Source organism: Profundibacter sp. (assembly GCF_056498605.1).
This window is the reverse complement of the sequence record NZ_JBSMEZ010000149.1, coordinates 1-18105: the sequence shown is the minus strand read 5'-3', so window position 1 is coordinate 18105 and position 18105 is coordinate 1. Positions and strand designations below refer to the sequence as shown.

The window sequence follows — 18105 nt, the reverse complement described above, 5'->3', positions numbered from 1 at the left end:
CGAGGTTTTCAACCTCGTCTCCCCCCTTTCCACCGAGGTCGTCCCACTGGCTAAAGCCGCTGGCCGCACCCTCGCCAAATCCGCCACAGCGATGCGCGATCAGCCGCCGTTTGCCTCCTCGGCGATGGATGGTTACGCCGTGATGGGTGTCGAGGTCGAGGATGATGTTATGTTCAAGGTCATCGGTGAATCCGCCGCTGGCCACCGCTTCGAGGGCGAGGTCAAAGCCGGACAAGCGGTGCGGATTTTCACCGGTGCGCCGGTGCCCGAAGGCACCACCCGCGTCGTCATTCAAGAGGACGTGACGCGCAAGGGCGATCTGATTACGCTTGGCCGCGAGCTGGACCAGTCCACCTATATCCGCCCCGCTGGCGGCGACTTCAAAACCGGCGATACGCTGGATGCGCCACGCGTGCTGACCGCATCCGACATCGCGCTTTTGGCCTCGATGAACATCGCCGAAGTCACGGTTACGCGTCGCCCCATAGTGGCCTTGATGGCAACGGGGGATGAACTGGTGATGCCCGGCGAAAACCCAGGGCCGGACCAGATCATTGCCTCCAATAATTTTGGTCTGGCGGCCTTGATCAACCAACACGGCGGTGAGGCGCGGATGCTGCCGATTGCGCGGGATAATCGCGCCTCATTAGAGGCGGCATTTGCCCTATGCGAAGGCGCTGATCTGATCGTCACCATTGGCGGCGCGTCTGTCGGCGACCATGATCTGGTCGGCCAAGTCGCCGCTGATCTGGGGCTGGACCGCGCGTTCTATAAAATCTCCATGCGCCCCGGCAAGCCATTGATGGCGGGTAAAATCAACGGGGTGCCGATGATTGGTCTGCCGGGTAATCCTGTGTCTTCAATGGTTTGCGGGCATATCTTCCTGTTACCTGCGCTGCGGGTGATGCTGGGGTTTGACCCTAAACCCCGAACCCGCTACAGCGCCACCCAGACAGAAGCGATGCCCACCAACGGCCCTCGCGAACACTATATGCGGGCGCGTGTCGAGGGCGGCCAAATCACCCCGTTCCCCCGCCAAGACAGCGCCTTGCTAACGGTTTTGGCCGATGCCAACGCCCTGCTGGTCCGGCCCGTGGATGCGCCGGAAATCGGCAAGGGTGAGCGGGTCGAGTATATCTCGCTCGTCTAGATTGATTATTAACCGATGTTGCAACATAGTGGGGCAACGGGCAGCAAACCGAACAAAGGCAGCACTATGGGCAATCATCTGCATTACGGCGACAATCTGGAAGTGTAGCGCAGCAGCATTGCCGATGAATCGGTTGATTTGATCTATCTGGACCCGCCGTTCAATTCCAATGCGTCCCATAACATGCTGTTCAAAGGCCCCTCCGGCAACGAAAGCGCCGCGCAGATCAAGGCCTTTGACGACACTTGGGAATGGGGCGATGAGGCCGAAGCCGCCTATGGTAAAGTGTTGCGGGGGGGGCAACACTGACGTTGCAGAAATGCTACGTGCGATGCGGGCGTTTCTGGGTGAAAACGACATGCTGGCCTATCTGACGATGATGGCGGTGCGACTGGTGGAACTGCATCGTGTGTTGAAGCCAACGGGCAGCCTGTATTTGCACTGTGATCCGACTGCGAGCCACTATCTGAAGATTTTGCTGGATGCGGTGTTTGGGGCCTCACGTTTCATGAGCGAAATTATTTGGAAACGATCCGTGACAAAGGGTGATGCGCGCCGAAAATTTTCCGACGATCACGATGTTATCTTAGCATATACAAAAACCGATGCTTACCATTTCGCACCTGTATTCATTGCAGAAGATGCGGAATACGAGGATCGGTTTAATCTCAATGATGATGACGGCAGAGGGCCTTATCACTCTGCTCCACTTGATAGCCCAAACCCTCGACCAAATCTTATGTATGAATACAAAGGGTATCCGCACCCACCAAAGGGTTGGCGTGTTTCACTTGATGAAATGAAAAATCTAGACGCAAACGGGCGCGTCCTATTTCCAAAGAAAATAGAAGGGCGGCTAAGACGCAAACTGTTCTTGAGGGATCAAAAGGGGCCAAAAGTTGGAAATATCTGGAGCGATATAAAGCACTTGCAGGCTCATGCCAAAGAACGCGAAGGATACCCCACCCAAAAACCTGTCGCCCTGCTCGAACGCATTATTCTAGCCTCCTCCAACGAGGGCGATGTTGTTCTAGATCCGTTCTGCGGCTGCGGCACTACGGTTCACGCGGCCCAGAAACTGAACCGCAACTGGATCGGCATTGATGTCACCCATCTGGCCATCGGGCTGATTGAACGGCGCTTGCGCCACGCCTTTAAGGATGTGGGCATCGAATTTGAAACCCACGGCACCCCGAAAGACATCGGCGGGGCCAAGGCGCTGGCCAAGGCCGACAAATACGAGTTCGAGAAATGGGCGTTAAGCCTGATCAACGCCCAGCCTTGGAAAGGCGGCAAGAAAGGGGCCGACAAAGGTATTGATGGCATCTTTTATATCGGCAAATCGGACCGCTGCATTGTTTCAGTCAAGGGTGGCAAAAACATTGGTGTGGCAATGGTGCGTGATCTGGTCGGGGTGCTGGACCGTGAAGGGGCGCAGATGGGGGTGTTTTTAACCCTGACCCCACCGACCAAACCGATGATCACCGAAGCCGCCGCTGGCCAATATGCGCCGGATGGCGTGGCACCGGTGCCACGGGTGCAGATTGTGACGGTTGAGGAATTGCTGGAACATGGCGAGCGCGCTTTGCGCATACCACTCGCCGTGGACACATATAAAAAGCCTGCCAAAGAACAGGATACGACAGCACAGGGCAAGCTGGATATTTAGGATCAGCCCAGCAGTTTCACCTTATAGATATAGGTGCCAAACGGGATCAGCGACGCCAGTGCACCGATGCCTGTCAGGCGGCCATCTATGCGCCCCTTGATGAAGTGAAACACCAGTGCCGCGATGAACAGCAGGAACAATGCGCCGTGCACGGGGCCGATGATTTTCACCAGTATCGGCATGTCCAGCAAGCGTTTGAACGGCACCGCGATGCACACCAGCGCGATCAGCGATGTGCCCTCGAACAGGGCGACGGCTTTTAGCCATGTCAGGTCTGGTTTGTCCATCGTCATTGCGCGCGCCTTTCGGGATGTTGTGGAGCCATAGCAAAGCCCACCGATCAGGGACATGCGGCAAAATGGGCGAATGCCTGTGTGGCTGTCTGCGCGGTTGACACAAAACGGGAACAGGTATAGAACATGGGAGAACGCCCCCTGTAAGGGCGGCATTGGGTAAACGTGGGGAGTGATGTTATGTTAACGCGCAAACAGTTGGAACTGCTGGATTTTATCAACAAGCGGGTGTCGCGGGACGGTGTTCCGCCCTCGTTTGATGAAATGAAGGATGCGTTAAGCTTGCGGTCCAAATCTGGCATTCACCGGCTGATTACAGCGCTGGAGGAACGCGGGTTTATCCGGCGCCTAGCGCATCGGGCGCGTGCCATCGAAATTATCAAGCTGCCGGATGCGTTGGGGAGTGCGCCGATGGGCGGCTTTACCCCGAAAGTGATTGACGGCGACAAGGTTGACCCACCGCGCGATGCGATGCCGGTGATGATTGGTCACGCGGTCGAGCTGCCGGTGATGGGCCGGATCGCGGCGGGCACCCCGATCGAAGCGATCAGCGAGGTGTCGCATAACGTATCGGTGCCAGGCGGAATGGTCAGCGGTCAGGCACATCATTACGCGCTCGAGGTTAAGGGCGATTCAATGATTGACGCGGGGATTAACGACGGTGACGTGGTGGTGATCCGCGAAACCTCGGCCGCTGATAACGGTGATATCGTTGTGGCGCTGGTCGAGGGGCACGAGGCGACGCTGAAACGCTATCGGCGCAAGGGCGATATGATCGCGCTAGAGGCCGCCAACCCTGCTTACGAGACTCGCATGCTGCCAGAAGAACAGGTCAAGGTGCAGGGGCGTTTGGTCGGGTTGATCCGGACGTATTAACCCGCTGGCGACTGCATAACCTAGCGCATATTCCACAACCGTTGCCCTGCCCGCGCCTTTGACGAGACCACACGCAAGCCAGCCGCGTCTTGATATATCGCCAGCGCACCGGTTTCTTTCAGGGATGTGGCATCTATCATAATGCAGGCCCCATCCCCGTCATAGTCCGCCGTTGTCACCACCCAGCGCCCCGCAATGCACGCCGCCGCAAGCCGTGGCTGCGCCCCCTTCCCTGTCAGATGCAAAAACGTCTGGCCACCCAGGTCAAACTGCCGTGCGCCCTTCTCGCCCGATATTCCGGCCCGCTGATACGCCACCGCCTGTTCCAACCCACCATCACCGTCATTTTCCAGCCAGTTTCGGGCTGAAAACCCGTCGCCACGCGGCTTACTAAAACTACGCCCCTCTGACCCCATCACCCCGACCAACCCACCGCTGCTTGAGATCAGAACAGCGGGACGCTCGGTTTGCACCCACAAAACGAACCCGATCATCGCCACCCCAATACCCGCAAATTGCAACCGCCCCTGCCACAGGATCAACCACAACATCCCGACCCCGATCAGCGGCAGCACCGCCGCCATCGGCGTCACCACATGGCTTAGCGCCCCGTCCAGCCCCGCCACCCATTCAGCCACGCCCAATATCCACAACACGCCCCAGCGCATCACCGCCAACCCGATCCATGCCAGCCCCAGCGGATAGAGCAGCGCCGCAACCACGGCTGCGGGCATCACCAATATCCCCATCAGGGGCACGGTCAGCATATTGGCGAGCAATCCGTAATGTGCGATCTGGTTGAAATGCGCGGCGGCTACGGGGGCTGTCGCCGCCCCCGCCACAAAGGACGAAATCAGAACCGTCAGCACGGGGCGCAGATAACGCGGCACCGATGTGCCTTCCCAGTGGCGCAACGCCCCGAACACCGCCACCAGCGTAGTGGTGGCGGCAAAGGACATCTGGAACCCGGGGCCGGTCAAGGCTTCAGGGCGGCGGACCAGAACGATGATTGCTGCCAGCGCTACCGCCCGCAAGGTCAAGGCGCGGCGGTTAAACAGCACCGCCACCAACATCACCGCGACCATGATAAAGGCGCGTTCCGTTGCCACATTGCCACCGGACAATGCCAAATACCCTGCCGCCGCAACCAGCGACACGGCGGCGGCGATTTTCTTGATCGGCCAGCGCAGGTTGATCACCGGCACCAGCGCCAGACCATAGCGCAACGTCCCGAACACAAACGCTGTCAACAGCCCCATGTGCAGCCCCGAAATCGCCAGCAAATGCGCAAGGTTCGAGGCCCGCAGTTGCCCCAGCACCTCGCGCCGCATGCCGGAGCGGTCCCCCGTCATAACCGCGGCGGCAAAGGCACCTGCGTCACCCGACATCAAGGATTGAACGCCTTGCGATATATCCCTACGCAGCCTCTGGATCATCAACCCTGCCCGCCCTGCATCCGCCGGCGCCAGCATCAACACAGGCGAGCGGGTATAGCCAACCGCGCCCAGCCCCTGAAACCACGCCATGCGCTGGAAATCAAAGCCGTCCGGCTCGACCGGCCCATTGGGGGGCGACAGATGACCTGTGGTGATCACCTCCATGCCGGGCTCAAAGGTGATGTAGCTGCCTTTGCCATGCAGCGTCACCCGCACCTTGGCGGGCGTGCGCCAGTCCGGCATGCGTTCCAGCACAACACGGTCCAGCGTCAGGCGCACCTTATCGGACGCTGACCTATCCACCTTGATCACACGTCCCTCAATCGGGCCATAATAGCGAAAGCCAAGCACAGGATCGGCCACCATATGGGCCCGCGCACCTGCGACCAGTATGCCTGCAACCACCAACAGGGCCACCAAAAACAGCGGTCGCAATCGTTCGCCCAACCACATCGCGGCCGCCGTCAACATCACCGCCAGCGCGCCCAGTGCCCCGTAAGCACCGCCACCCGGCTCGGCCTTTAGATCAAAGTATATGCCGACCCCGAATGCCAGACACACCGGCACCCACGCGAACAAATGCCCGCGCTGGCCCAGAACCACATCCAGCGGGTTGGATATTTGCACCACTCTTGTCCTTACCTGCCCACAGCATTAATACATCTTTAACGCTACCCCCCTCATGGTTTCCAAAAGGTTAATATCAATGCCCGCACGCACCGTTGTCACCCGTTTTGCCCCATCCCCCACTGGATACCTGCATATTGGAGGGGCGCGCACCGCACTGTTCAACTGGTTGTTTGCCCGCCATCACGGCGGCGAATTCCAGTTGCGGATCGAGGACACAGACCGCGCACGATCCACCAATGAGGCCACTGCCGCCATTTTGCGCGGCATGGAATGGTTGGGGCTAGACCATGATGGCGAGGTGGTCAGCCAATTTGAACGTGCGGACCGGCACGCCGAAGTGGCGCATCAAATGCTTAACGCGGGCCATGCGTATAAGTGTTTTTCAACCCAAGACGAGATTGCCGCATTTCGTGAGGCGGCAAAAGCCGACGGTAAATCCACCCTGTTTATCAGCCCGTGGCGCGATGCTAATGCTGCCAGCCACCCCGGTGCGCCCTATGTGATCCGGATGAAAGCGCCCCGCGATGGCCAAACGGTGATTGATGACCAAGTGCAGGGATTGGTAAAATTTGAAAATAATTTGCTGGATGACATGATTTGTTTACGTTCTGATGGCACACCCACCTATATGCTGGCTGTTGTTGTAGACGATCATGATATGGGTGTAACCCACGTTATCCGTGGCGATGATCATTTGAACAACGCCGCGCGTCAAACGCTGGTTTATAACGCGATGGGCTGGGATGTGCCGGTCTGGGCACATATCCCGCTGATCCACGGGCCGGATGGAAAAAAACTGTCCAAACGCCACGGGGCACTGGGGGTAGAGGAATATCAGGCAATGGGATACCCCGCGTCCGCCATGCGCAACTATCTGGCGCGTTTGGGGTGGAGCCACGGGGATGATGAGTTTTTCACCACCGATCAGGCGGTTGAATGGTTCGATCTGGGCGGGATCGGCAAATCCCCGTCGCGGTTTGACTTCAAAAAGCTGGATAACTTGTCGGGGCAGCACATTGCGGCAACAGAGGATGCGGATCTGTTGAGCCAGATTGATGTGTTTTTGAGCGTGACCGGACAGCCTGCCTTAAGAAACGAACAAAAGGTTGTTATGTTACGTGGTATGTATTGCCTGAAAGAGCGCGCTAAAACTCTGCCGTTACTAATTGAAAAGGCTGAATTTATCCTGACTTCGCGCCCAATTACACCTGATGAGAAGGCCGCAAAACTGCTCGACGATGTATCCCGTGGTATACTGAATCAATTGACGCCCCGCTTGCAAGATGTTAGCTGGACACGCGACGCCTTGGAAGAGGTGGCAACCAAGGTTGCAGAGGCAAATGACACCAAGTTTGGCAAAATTGCCGGACCTCTTCGGGCGGCACTGGCGGGGCGCACTGCAACGCCAAGTGTTTTCGATATGATGCTGGTCTTGGGACGCGAAGAAACCATCGCAAGACTGAGCGACGCCATTGGTTAGGGAGCAATGTCTTTGGCCAATCCGACCCCCGCAAGCCCGCTGCGATCCGCGCAGATGGGACAATGATAGGAACAAATATGACCGATAGTAAAAAAACCGCCACCCTGACATTCGACGATAAGACACTAGAATTGCCAATGTATTCCCCGACCGAAGGGCCGGACGTGATCGACATTCGCAAGCTGTATTCTGAAGGTGGGGTTTTCACTTACGATCCGGGGTTCACCTCAACCGCTGCCTGCGATTCTGCCATCACCTATATTGATGGCAATAAGGGTATTCTGTTGCACCGCGGCTACCCGATTGACCAGTTGACCGAAAAATCCCATTACCTCGAGGTTTGCTATCTGTTGCTTTATGGCGAATTGCCATCGGCCACTGAATTGGAAGATTTCGAGGACCGAGTCACCCACCACACCATGTTGCACGAGCAAATGATGCACTTTTTCCGCGGGTTCCGCCGTGATGCGCCGCCCATGGCGATTATGGTGGGTGTGGTCGGCGCGATGTCGGCGTTTTACCACGATTCAACTGACATAACCGACCCGCACCAACGCGAGGTTGCCTCGATCCGGATGGTTGCCAAAATGCCGACGATTGCGGCCATGGCGTTCAAATATTCGCAAGGGCAGCCGTTTGTCTATCCGCGCAATGATCTGGATTATGCCTCGAACTTCCTGCGCATGTGTTTCTCGGTTCCGGCCGAAGAATACGAGGTCGACCCGATTTTGGCGCGCGCCATGGACCGCATATTTACGCTGCACGCCGATCACGAGCAAAACGCCTCGACCTCAACCGTGCGGTTGGCGGGATCAAGCGGTGCCAACCCGTTCGCCTGTATTGCGGCCGGTATTGCCTGTCTGTGGGGGCCAGCGCATGGTGGTGCGAACCAGGCCTGTCTGGAAATGCTGGAAGAGATAGGTACGGTTGACCGCATCCCAGAATTTATTGCCCGCGCCAAGGACAAGAAGGATCCGTTCCGTCTGATGGGGTTCGGGCACCGTGTTTACAAAAACTTTGACCCCCGCGCCACGGTTCTAAAGGAAAGTGCCGACGAAGTGTTGGAGCTGATGGGGATTGAGAACAATCCGAAATTGCAGGTTGCCAAGGCGCTGGAAAAAGCGGCGCGTGAAGACCCCTATTTCATCGAAAAGAAACTGTTCCCGAATGTGGATTTCTATTCCGGCATTATTCTTGAGGCGATGGGTTTTCCCACCTCGATGTTCACGCCGATTTTCGCGCTGTCACGCACGGTTGGCTGGATTTCGCAATGGAAGGAAATGCTGGACGATCCGCAATTGAAAATCGGCCGTCCACGGCAGCTGTATCACGGCGAAAGTTTCCGCGAATATGTGAATGTGGAAGACCGGTAGGGGCAACAAAACTCGCCAGTAATTCAGGGGCTGCCTTTTGGGGTGGCCCTTTTCTCTTGTCCTGTAGCCTCCCTCGCCCTAGAATACAGATGGGTCCGCAGTTCACCCAGACGCCGCTGGTGTTGCCACCATGCTAAACCTGCTTTGATATCCTGATGTATTGTCTTTTTGCGCAATATGACAAGGGCGGCTCTTGTAGGTCTTAGCGCAGGAAAGGCATGCTATGTCACGCGATCTAATCCCGCTGCAAATCACCGATCTATCGGGTTTTGCCAGTCAATTACGCAAACAACTCACCCAGAATGACAAACTGCCCAGCCATCTTGCATTTCTTGGCATAATTGCCCGAGCCGCCGGGTTTCGCAATTACCAGCATCTGCAAAGTCAGGCCGATAAATCACGTCCGTTATCGGAAGATGCGGCCAGAAAACTGGAACGGGCCCTTCGGGTTTTCAGTGCGGATGCGAAAATGGTCCGCTGGCCCGCCGCCACCGCCATTCAGGGTTTGTGCCTGTGGCCGATCTGGTTTGATCTGGAACGGGGTGCCGAGCTGAATGAAGCGCAAGTGAACGCCGCCATCAAATCACGGATTGAATTTGAAGATTACCCGTTGGTGCGCCGTTCGCTGATTGATCATAAAATCATGACACGCACGAATGATGGCAAGGTTTACACCCGCCTAAGCATCACTCCGCCACCCGAGGCAATCCTGCTGATTAAATCGCTATCGGCGACCTAGCGCCCCTCGTATTTGGCGGGGCGTTTTTCCAGAAACGCGAGCACGCCTTCTTTGAAGTCTCGCGTTTTGCCGCATTCGCCTTGCAACTTGGCCTCAAGCGCCAGTTGCTCGTCCAATGTGTTGTCGAATGATCCGCGAATGGCTTGCTTTACATGCGCATAGGCCGCGGTTGGGCCTTTGGCGAGCTTGTCGGCACGGCCATACCAGTGGTCGGCAAAACCCTCATCCGGCACTGCCTCCCAGATCATGCCCCAATCGGCGGCCTGCATGGCCTTGATTGGTTCGGCAAACAGCGCCGCCCCCATCGCCTTGGCAGCGCCCATCTGGCGGGGCAACCAATAGGTGCCGCCTGCGTCGGGGATCAGACCAATGCGGGTGAAGGCTTGTAGGAACACCGCGCTTTCGGTGGCGATCACCACGTCCGCCGCCAGTGCAAGGTTGGCCCCTGCCCCAGCCGCCGCACCGTTAACGGCGGCAATGGTCGGGATCGGGCAATCAAAGATCGCCTTTAGCATTGGCAGGTATTCGTCGCGCAGGGTGCGCTCCAGATCAATGTCGGCGGTGTTGGCGCGGTCACCCAAATCTTGGCCTGAACAAAACGCGCGGCCCTTGCCGGTGATCACCAGCACCCGCGCGGATGTGCCCGCGTCTTTGACAGCATGGGTGATTTCGGCCCGCATCTGGGTATTCAGCGCGTTCATCACGTCGGGGCGGTTCAGGGTTATGACCGCAATGTCATCCCGCACAGATAGCTTGATAGTGGAATAGATCATGTTGCGCCTCCAAAATGCGTGTCCCTAAAGAGATACCTCTTTGGTCCGCAATTAAAAGGGCAACCCCGCGTTATTCTTGCAGTATTTCTGCAAGGCGCGCTTCTTCGTCCTTGGACAGGGTCGCTCCAGCCACGTTTTGCGCGGTTGAACGGCCGCGCAAATAGACAAATCCGGTGATCATCGCCAAAAACAACAGCACCGGGCCTGCAATATACAGGATGATGTTCGCCCCGCCCCATGTGGGCCGCATCAGCACATATTCACCATATCGACCGACAACAAAATCTAGAATCTCCTGATCCGTGTCACCATCGACCAGCCGTTCACGCACCAAAAGGCGCAGATCGCGGGCGATTCCGGCGTTGGATTCGTCAATATTTTCACCTTGACACACCACGCAGCGCAATTCCTGCCCTAAGCCCCGCGCGCGCGCCTCGAGCACTGGATCAGACAGAATTTCGTCCGGTTGCACCGCAAATGCGGGGCTGGCCAACAGGGTGATGATCAGGATCAGATATTTCATCATATTACTCCGCTGGTGCCAGTGCCGCTGTGCGCTGTTTGCGGGCACCCGCCGCGACGCGGTAACGCCGGTCAGTCAGGCTAATCATTCCGCCAAACGCCATGATGATGCAACCCGCCCAAATCCAGCTGGCAAAGGGTTTGATATAGGTGCGCACGTCCCAGCCGCCGCCATCCTGCGCATCACCAATCACCAGATAGATATCGCGCCAAAACCCGTTTTGGATTGCCGCCTCGGTGGTGGGCATCCCTTGCACCGGATAGATGCGCTTTTCAGGCGTCAGGGTGGTGACCAGCTTGCCATCGCGCGTCACCGACATTTCGCCTTTGGTGGTGATATAGTTCGGCCCCTGTTCGCGTTTGACGCTCAGTAAGGTGATTTCATAATCGCCAACCGTGAATGGGTCATTCAGTTGCGCCACGCGGATGTCTTCTTCGGACCACGCAGTCAGGCAGGCGATGCCAAGGATCGCAATGCCAAGCCCGCCATGTGCGGTTGCCTTGCCCCAGTCTGCGCGGGGCAGTTTGGTCAGGCGGCGCAATCGTGCACCAAATCCGCTGCGCCCCGTGCGCATCCACAAATCCATCGCTGATCCAGCCACCAGCCAAACGCCCAGTGCAATTCCAACTGGTCCCAGCGCACTGCGTCCGGTTTGCATGGACCAGACCAGCAATCCAGCGGCCAATGCCAGCGCCATAATGCCTCGCATCGATTTCACCGCGCGTCCCAGTCGCGCCCGTTTCCACGGCATAATCGCGCCTATCGGCATGATAATCGCCAACGCCACCATGAACGGGGTGAACGCCATATTGAAAAACGGCGCCCCGACCGACAGTTTGCGATCAAACGCTATTTCGGCCACCACGGGCCAGATTGTGCCGATAAAGACCACAAAGGCCGCAACAGCCAGCAGAATATTGTTCATCACCAGTGCGGTTTCGCGGCTGGCCATAGAAAACACGCCCTTGGCCTCCATCGCGTGGGCGCGGATGGCAAACAGCACCAATGCCCCGCCGGTAAAGAACGCAAGGATGAACAGGATATACACCCCGCGCACGGGGTCGGTCGCAAAGGCATGCACCGAAGTGAAAGCGCCCGAGCGCACAATGAACGCACCGATTAATGAAAATCCAAAGGCGAGGATCGACAAAAGGATGGTCCAGCTTTTCAGCGATTCGCGTTTTTCAACCACGATGGCCGAATGCAGCAAGGCGGCGGCGATCAGCCACGGCATGAAGGACGCGTTTTCCACCGAATCCCAGAACCAGAAACCGCCCCAGCCCAATTCGTAATAGGCCCACCATGATCCAAGCGCGATGCCGATGGTCAGGAAAATCCAGGCCGCCAATGTCCATGGCCGCACCCAGCGGGCCCATGCCGCATCAACGCGCCCCTCGATCAGGGCTGCTACGGCAAAGCTGAACGACATCGACAGGCCAACATAGCCCAGATAAAGGAACGGCGGGTGAAACGCGAGGCCCGGATCCTGCAACAGCGGGTTCAAATCCTGCCCGTTAAAGGGCGGGTTTTGCAGACGTTCAAACGGGTTCGAGGTAAACAGGACAAAGCCCATAAAGGCCGCCCCGATCGAGGATTGCACAGCCAGCACACGGGCCCGCAGGCTGGGCGGCAGATTGGTGCCGAACCACGCGGCACAGGCGCCAAACAGCGTCAGGATCAGCACCCAAAGCAACATCGAGCCCTCGTGATTGCCCCAGACACCGGCCACTTTGTACAGCATCGGCTTGGCGGTGTGCGAGTTTTGCACAACCACCCGCAGCGAGAAATCCGAGGTGACAAAGGCGTAAGTGAGCGCGCCAAAGGCAAAGGCAGTCAGGAAAAACTGCGCATTTGCGGCGGGTATGGCCACAGCCATCCAGCCCGGCCAGCGCTTTTGCGCCCCGATAAGAGGAATGATCGCCTGCACAAGGGCAACGGCGAAAGCGAGGATCAGGGCGAAATGGCCAAGTTCAATAATCATGCCCCTTCATAAAGGGTTCGATTGGATAGGCCAACGGGTATTTACGCGTTTGGGTCGGACGCATTGTCACAATCAGGTTAACGCGCGGGCAGGTTAACGCGCAGGCCTGTTGATCAGGATAATACCGCCCGCCACCAACACCAGCGAGACAATCACCTCGGTGCTTATCGCCTCGCCCAACAAGGCCCAGCCCATAAACACGCCGAATATTGGTGTGAGGAAGCTGAATGAAGCCACTGAACTGGCTGGATAAATTGACAGCAACCACAGCCAGAAGATAAATCCGGCAGACACAATTACCACGATCTGAAAGCCAAGACCCCAGAGATGGATCGGCTCAAGGTCTCGGATCAACGGACCAAACAACGGGGCCGCCACTAGCAAAATTGGCGTCGAGACCAGCACCTGCCAGAAAACCTGCATTTCGGCACGCACCTCGGACAGGCGCGTGGTGCGTGCCACCAGCGCGATACCGGCCCAGCCGATTGCCGCGCCCAAAGCGAACAAATCACCCGTCAGGCTGCCCCCATCCCCCGTCCCGCTCGAGAAGATCGCATAGGCAACACCGGCAAAGGCCATCGTTAATCCCGCCGCTTTGATCCGCGTGATCCGTTCCTCCGGCATCTGGAAATGCGCCGCAATCGCCAACCAGACCGGCATGGAATAGAAAATCACCGTGGTGCGGGTGACGCTGGTCAAATCCAGCGCGATGAACAGGCAGACAAATTCAAATGAAAACACCACGCCCATCAGGATGCCGGCGCGAATGGTGCCGCGCTTGAAATCCAGCTTGCGACCACGAAGGCGGATCCACAGCCAGACACAGAAAATCACCCCGAGCGACCGCAGGCCGGCGAAAAAAACCGGCTGCAAGCCGCCATTCACCACCTTGATCACCACTTGGTTAAAGCCCAAAAGCACCGAGAATCCGATCAGGGATACCGCGCCAAAAGCGTCTATGTTGGGTCTGCGTTGCATTTCGTCTCCTGTAGTTCTGGTCAACAGCACACGGCAATCGCCATTTTGCAAGCCTATGGGTGAAATCACGTAGTTTGCCCCACACTGCAATGGCGCATTCGATATTATTGTTTGACTACAATGTCAGGATGGTGCCCAATTGCGGGATAACCATTTCGCGTTCATATTGAATCACTTTGACCACCGAACGCGTTTGTAATCCAAACTCTGCCTCGGTGGTCAAAGTGATGCGTCAATCCAGATTGAACGCGAAACGCAGTAATTGAAATGGGAGCCAATATGCCGTCTGTGGGGGACCACGCAGCTACGATTGAAGCCGCCATCGCGCGTGATGAAGCCGCACGGCATCCTTTGGTCGCGTCCTGGCAAAGGTCAAGCGTGCTGCATGAACTGGACCCTGCCAAACCACAAGCGCCCGAACGCCTTACCGATCAGGAACTGAAGGAAGCGCAAGAGCGTTTAGGCCTGCTGGTCAACACCAGCGAGGGCAGTCTGGACCAGTTATATTTGGCCGTTGGCGACGTCGGGTGTAGCGTTATTCTGGCCGATAGAAACGGTGTGGCCATCGCACGGCGCGGGGCGCAGCAAGATGACAAAACGTTCGATAAATGGGGCCTGTGGACCGGTGCCGTCTGGAGCGAGGAATCCGAGGGCACCAACGGAGTTGGCACCTGTATTGTGGAGGAGCGCCCGCTGACGATCCACAAGGACCAGCATTTCCATTCCAAAAACATTGGCATGTCCTGCACCGCCGCGCCGATTTTTGACCATGAGGGCAATCTGATGGCGGTGATTGATGTTTCCTCGTGTCGGGCCGATTTAACCGCCGGATTTTCGCGCCTGATATCGGTGGCGGTGGTCGATACTGCGCGGCGGATTGAAACGGACCATTTTAGCGCACGGTTTTCAGGCGCACGTATATTGCTGGCGTCAACCAAGGACGGCCAGCCCCCAACGCAGGAAAATCTGCGCGGTGCGGCACTGATTGCTGTCGACAAGGACGATCTGGTGATTGGCGCAACGCGGGGCGCGCGAAACTTGTATGGCTTGAGCAGCACCGATCTGGAAAACCCGCGCCCATTGGCCAGCCTACACGGCCAAGACGTAGATCAGGCGCGTGAATATGCGATGGCGGAACACCGGATAGTCCAGCATGCAATGGCCAATTCGGGTGGAAATGTCAGTGCCGCGGCACGCGCCATGGGTATCAGCCGCGCCACGCTGCATCGCAAGTTAAAGAAGTTCAAAACCTGAAAACGCGCGTTGTGATTGTAAACTGTCTCAGATGTGCGACACATCCGGTCTGTTATCATGTGCATCCAAGATGACAGGCCAGATTTTTCAAGCCAGACTTTGCTCCAATATCATCAAAGCAAATTTCTGGGAGGAATGAAAAATGGCTTTTAAGTTCAAAGAAAAATACGGCAACTATATCGGTGGTGAGTGGCTCGATCCGGTGGATGGCCAATATTTCGACAATATCACGCCGGTGAATGGCTCGGTTCTGTGCCAAATCCCGCGCTCTAATGAAAAAGATATCGAACTGGCGCTGGACGCCGCCCACGCCGCCAAAGACGCATGGGGCAAAACAAGCGTGGCCGAGCGTAGCGTGATCATCAACAAAATTGCACAGGTGATCGAGGACAACATCCCGCTGCTGGCCGAGGCCGAGACATGGGACAACGGCAAACCGATCCGCGAGACCAACGCCGCTGACCTACCGCTGGCGGTGGACCATTTCCGCTATTTCGCCGGTGTGATCCGCGCGCAGGAAGGATCCTTAAGCCAACTGGATGACGATACTGTCGCCTATCACTTTCACGAACCATTGGGCGTGGTTGGCCAAATCATCCCGTGGAATTTCCCGATACTGATGGCGACATGGAAACTGGCCCCTGCTTTAGCGGCTGGCAACTGTATCGTGCTGAAACCGGCTGAACAAACACCTGCATCAATCCTTGTGATGATGGAACTGATCGGTGATCTGCTGCCTGCCGGTGTTCTGAACGTGGTTAACGGCTTTGGTCTCGAGGCGGGCAAACCGCTCGCCACCTCCACCCGCATCGCCAAAATCGCTTTTACCGGCGAAACCACCACCGGCCGTTTGATCATGCAATATGCGGCGGCCAATATCATCCCCAGCACGGTGGAACTGGGCGGCAAATCGCCCAACATCTTCTTTAAGGATATCATGGATGAGGATGATGAATTCCTTGATAAAGCCATCGAGGGTCTGGTGCTGTTTGCCTTTAACCAAGGCGAAGTTTGCACCTGCCCATCCCGCGCCCTGATCCACGAGGACATCTATGAGGCGTTCATGGAAAAATGTCTGGCGCGCATCGAGGCTATTGTTCAAGGTGACCCGCTGGATTTCAATACCATGGTCGGCGCTCAAGCATCCGAGGAGCAGTTTGAAAAGATCATGTCCTATATGGATATTGGCCGCAAAGAAGGTGCCGAGGTTCTGTGCGGTGGCGATGCAGCCGAGCTGGATAACAAAACCACGGGCGGCTATTATGTGCAGCCCACCGTGTTCAAAGGTCACAACAAAATGCGGATTTTCCAAGAGGAAATCTTTGGGCCTGTGCTGGCTGTGACCACCTTCAAAACCGAAGAGGAAGCGCTGGAAATTGCCAATGACACGCTCTACGGCCTTGGGGCTGGCGTGTGGTCGCGCAATGTAAACACCTGCTACCGCATGGGCCGCGCCATTCAGGCGGGACGCGTGTGGACCAACTGCTATCACGCCTATCCGGCGCACGCGGCGTTTGGCGGCTATAAACAGTCTGGTATCGGGCGTGAAAACCACCTGATGATGCTGGGCCATTACCAGAAAACCAAAAACCTGTTGGTCAGCTATAACCCCAACAAACTGGGTTTCTTCTAAGCGAAACAAATTGGGCGTGCCTCACCGCACGCCCTTTTTCCGAACCACGATTGGGGGCTGCACATATGGAGAATGATGATAAACCCATCAGCCATGATGGCGAACTGACGATGCGCAAACGCCTGCCCAACCGCATTAAGTTGAGCGAGGAAATATTGGCCAAGCAAGTGCTGGATCACATCGAGCCATCACTGGCTGGATTTATCGAACGCCAGCCGTTTTTCTTTATTGCCACCGCCAGTGATGTCGGGGCCTGTGACGCGAATTTTCGCGGGCGGGATGCTTCGCCTGCGGGTCGTCCTCTGCCGTTGCTGAAAATCGCAGACCCGAAAACCATTCTGTTCCCCGATTTTTCCGGCAACGGGTTTTACAACAGTCTGGGCAACATCCACCTGAACCCGCAGATCGGAATGCTGTTTATTGATTTCACCGAACAGCAACGCGCCCGGGTGAATGGGAGGGCTTTTGTCGAGGATGTGGCGATTGCCGAGGCCGAAATATGGCCCAAGGCCCAAGCCATTATTCGGGTAGAGGTTGAACAGGCCTATCGAAACTGCCCCGCCCGCATTCCGAAAATGAAACCCTATGCCAATAGTGACAAAGTGGTTCATTTTGGTAAAATAAGGCGGCCAAACCGCCCCTGAACACTGGAGGATCAAATGGTTGATCAAGTTGAGGCCACCGAAGCTGCCTTGCAGTTGCTAACCGAAATCATTGCCGACCACGGGCCGGTGATCTTTCACCAATCGGGCGGCTGCTGTGATGGCTCTGCTCCGATGTGTTATGCTAAGGGCGATCTGATTATCGCCGACCACGATGTGCAGATGGGCGAGATTGCAGGCACACCGTTTTACATCAGCGGGCCCCAGTTCGAAGCATGGAAACACACCCGTCTTACCATCGATGTGATCAAAGGGCGCGGCGGAATGTTTTCGCTCGATAACGGGCGCGGCAAACGGTTTATCACCCGCTCGGATTTGTGCGAGGTTTAACAGGCCCGACGCTGTCGTTCATGTTGCACGTTCCAATTCACCTGTGCCTTGTGCTAGGAGGACTGCAAATCAGGTGAACAGGGACGGCCAATGACATTACTGCAAATTGCTTCGCTTTTGATCGTGCTGGCGGGCGCGTTTGGGTCCATCAACTATCTATTCCTGAAACTGCCCTCCTCTATCGGCATCCTGATCGTGGCCTTCCTTGCCTCGCTGGGCGTGATGGGCGTGGATTATCTTGTGCCCGAATGGGGCATGGCGGATGCGGTGCGATCACAGGTCGAGGAGTTAGAATTTTCCAGCGCCCTGCTAGAGGGCATGTTGG

General features: G+C 56.8%; 17 protein-coding genes and 1 pseudogene. 12 read left to right on the top strand and 6 right to left on the bottom strand.

The window, feature by feature from the left end:
- The 3 genes from ACWB12_RS14815 to ACWB12_RS14805 form a co-directional block, all read left to right on the top strand.
- Positions 1-1150, top strand: a 1150-nt coding sequence (locus ACWB12_RS14815; RefSeq protein ID WP_479530866.1) for a molybdopterin molybdotransferase MoeA, incomplete at its 5' end; no start/stop codon positions are given.
- A gap of 138 nt (positions 1151-1288) precedes the next feature.
- Positions 1289-1459 carry a hypothetical protein gene (locus tag ACWB12_RS14810; RefSeq protein WP_479530865.1) on the top strand — a complete coding sequence of 57 codons (171 nt, stop codon included), beginning with the start codon at positions 1289-1291 and terminating at the stop codon, positions 1457-1459.
- Between the two features lie 10 nt (positions 1460-1469).
- Positions 1470-2819: a site-specific DNA-methyltransferase gene (locus ACWB12_RS14805; protein WP_479530864.1), complete on the top strand. Its 1350-nt coding sequence runs from the start codon at positions 1470-1472 to the stop codon at positions 2817-2819.
- A gap of 2 nt (positions 2820-2821) precedes the next feature.
- Here the strand turns inward: ACWB12_RS14805 and ACWB12_RS14800 are convergent, their stop codons facing one another.
- The gene (locus ACWB12_RS14800; protein ID WP_479530863.1) at positions 2822-3112 is read right to left on the bottom strand and encodes a DUF3817 domain-containing protein; all 291 of its coding nucleotides are present in this window, start codon (positions 3110-3112) and stop codon (positions 2822-2824) included.
- Between the two features lie 180 nt (positions 3113-3292).
- Here ACWB12_RS14800 and lexA point away from each other — a divergent pair, with 180 nt between their 5' ends.
- On the top strand, positions 3293-3988 hold the full coding sequence (gene lexA / locus ACWB12_RS14795; protein ID WP_479530862.1) for a transcriptional repressor LexA: 696 nt from the start codon (positions 3293-3295) through the stop codon (positions 3986-3988).
- Positions 3989-4008: 20 nt separating this feature from the next.
- Here lexA and ACWB12_RS14790 read toward each other — a convergent pair whose 3' ends face one another.
- Complete coding sequence (locus tag ACWB12_RS14790) at positions 4009-6051, bottom strand: ComEC/Rec2 family competence protein (RefSeq protein WP_479530861.1); 2043 nt, start codon at positions 6049-6051, stop codon at positions 4009-4011.
- A 79-nt stretch (positions 6052-6130) separates the two neighbouring features.
- On the opposite strand from ACWB12_RS14790, the gene gltX reads away from it, so the two are divergent.
- From gltX to ACWB12_RS14775, 3 genes are all read left to right on the top strand, one after another.
- Entirely contained in the window at positions 6131-7534 is a 1404-nt protein-coding gene (gene gltX, locus ACWB12_RS14785) for a glutamate--tRNA ligase (protein ID WP_479530860.1), read from the top strand.
- Positions 7535-7611: 77 nt separating this feature from the next.
- A complete protein-coding gene (gltA, locus tag ACWB12_RS14780; RefSeq protein WP_479530859.1) occupies positions 7612-8907 on the top strand; it encodes a citrate synthase in 1296 nt (431 codons plus the stop codon).
- 223 nt (positions 8908-9130) lie between these two features.
- A complete protein-coding gene (locus tag ACWB12_RS14775; RefSeq protein ID WP_479530858.1) occupies positions 9131-9646 on the top strand; it encodes a DUF2087 domain-containing protein in 516 nt (171 codons plus the stop codon).
- Here ACWB12_RS14775 and ACWB12_RS14770 read toward each other — a convergent pair.
- From ACWB12_RS14770 to ACWB12_RS14755, 4 genes are all read right to left on the bottom strand, one after another.
- Positions 9643-10419: an enoyl-CoA hydratase-related protein gene (locus ACWB12_RS14770; protein ID WP_479530857.1), complete on the bottom strand. Its 777-nt coding sequence runs from the start codon at positions 10417-10419 to the stop codon at positions 9643-9645. The genes ACWB12_RS14775 and ACWB12_RS14770 overlap by 4 nt on opposite strands.
- Positions 10420-10489: 70 nt before the next feature.
- Positions 10490-10942 carry a cytochrome c-type biogenesis protein gene (locus ACWB12_RS14765; protein ID WP_479530856.1) on the bottom strand — a complete coding sequence of 151 codons (453 nt, stop codon included), beginning with the start codon at positions 10940-10942 and terminating at the stop codon, positions 10490-10492.
- A 4-nt stretch (positions 10943-10946) separates the two neighbouring features.
- Complete coding sequence (locus tag ACWB12_RS14760; protein WP_479530855.1) at positions 10947-12923, bottom strand: heme lyase CcmF/NrfE family subunit; 1977 nt, start codon at positions 12921-12923, stop codon at positions 10947-10949.
- 93 nt (positions 12924-13016) lie between these two features.
- Positions 13017-13901 carry a DMT family transporter gene (locus ACWB12_RS14755; RefSeq protein ID WP_479530854.1) on the bottom strand — a complete coding sequence of 295 codons (885 nt, stop codon included), beginning with the start codon at positions 13899-13901 and terminating at the stop codon, positions 13017-13019.
- Between the two features lie 279 nt (positions 13902-14180).
- Here ACWB12_RS14755 and ACWB12_RS14750 point away from each other — a divergent pair, with 279 nt between their 5' ends.
- The 5 genes and pseudogenes from ACWB12_RS14750 to ACWB12_RS14730 all read left to right on the top strand — a co-directional run.
- On the top strand, positions 14181-15155 hold the full coding sequence (locus ACWB12_RS14750) for a GAF domain-containing protein (RefSeq protein ID WP_479530853.1): 975 nt from the start codon (positions 14181-14183) through the stop codon (positions 15153-15155).
- Between the two features lie 142 nt (positions 15156-15297).
- Positions 15298-16788: an aldehyde dehydrogenase gene (adh, locus tag ACWB12_RS14745; protein WP_479530852.1), complete on the top strand. Its 1491-nt coding sequence runs from the start codon at positions 15298-15300 to the stop codon at positions 16786-16788.
- Positions 16789-16853: 65 nt separating this feature from the next.
- Entirely contained in the window at positions 16854-17432 is a 579-nt protein-coding gene (locus ACWB12_RS14740; protein ID WP_479530851.1) for a pyridoxamine 5'-phosphate oxidase family protein, read from the top strand.
- Positions 17433-17447: 15 nt separating this feature from the next.
- On the top strand, positions 17448-17780 hold the full coding sequence (locus ACWB12_RS14735; RefSeq protein WP_479530850.1) for a DUF779 domain-containing protein: 333 nt from the start codon (positions 17448-17450) through the stop codon (positions 17778-17780).
- A gap of 90 nt (positions 17781-17870) precedes the next feature.
- Positions 17871-18105, top strand: a pseudogene (locus tag ACWB12_RS14730) (cation:proton antiporter); the annotation flags it as partial.

Excerpts from the sequence above, each read along its gene's own strand:
- ACWB12_RS14805 (WP_479530864.1), top strand. The coding sequence starts at position 1,470 with ATGCTACGTGCGATGCGGGCGTTTCTGGGTGAAAACGACATGCTGGCC.
- ACWB12_RS14800 (WP_479530863.1), bottom strand. The coding sequence starts at position 3,112 with ATGACGATGGACAAACCAGACCTGACATGGCTAAAAGCCGTCGCCCTG.
- lexA (WP_479530862.1), top strand. The coding sequence starts at position 3,293 with ATGTTAACGCGCAAACAGTTGGAACTGCTGGATTTTATCAACAAGCGG.
- gltX (WP_479530860.1), top strand. The coding sequence starts at position 6,131 with ATGCCCGCACGCACCGTTGTCACCCGTTTTGCCCCATCCCCCACTGGA.
- gltA (WP_479530859.1), top strand. The coding sequence starts at position 7,612 with ATGACCGATAGTAAAAAAACCGCCACCCTGACATTCGACGATAAGACA.
- ACWB12_RS14775 (WP_479530858.1), top strand. The coding sequence starts at position 9,131 with ATGTCACGCGATCTAATCCCGCTGCAAATCACCGATCTATCGGGTTTT.
- ACWB12_RS14770 (WP_479530857.1), bottom strand. The coding sequence starts at position 10,419 with ATGATCTATTCCACTATCAAGCTATCTGTGCGGGATGACATTGCGGTC.
- ACWB12_RS14765 (WP_479530856.1), bottom strand. The coding sequence starts at position 10,942 with ATGAAATATCTGATCCTGATCATCACCCTGTTGGCCAGCCCCGCATTT.
- ACWB12_RS14760 (WP_479530855.1), bottom strand. The coding sequence starts at position 12,923 with ATGATTATTGAACTTGGCCATTTCGCCCTGATCCTCGCTTTCGCCGTT.
- ACWB12_RS14755 (WP_479530854.1), bottom strand. The coding sequence starts at position 13,901 with ATGCAACGCAGACCCAACATAGACGCTTTTGGCGCGGTATCCCTGATC.
- ACWB12_RS14750 (WP_479530853.1), top strand. The coding sequence starts at position 14,181 with ATGCCGTCTGTGGGGGACCACGCAGCTACGATTGAAGCCGCCATCGCG.
- adh (WP_479530852.1), top strand. The coding sequence starts at position 15,298 with ATGGCTTTTAAGTTCAAAGAAAAATACGGCAACTATATCGGTGGTGAG.
- ACWB12_RS14740 (WP_479530851.1), top strand. The coding sequence starts at position 16,854 with ATGGAGAATGATGATAAACCCATCAGCCATGATGGCGAACTGACGATG.
- ACWB12_RS14735 (WP_479530850.1), top strand. The coding sequence starts at position 17,448 with ATGGTTGATCAAGTTGAGGCCACCGAAGCTGCCTTGCAGTTGCTAACC.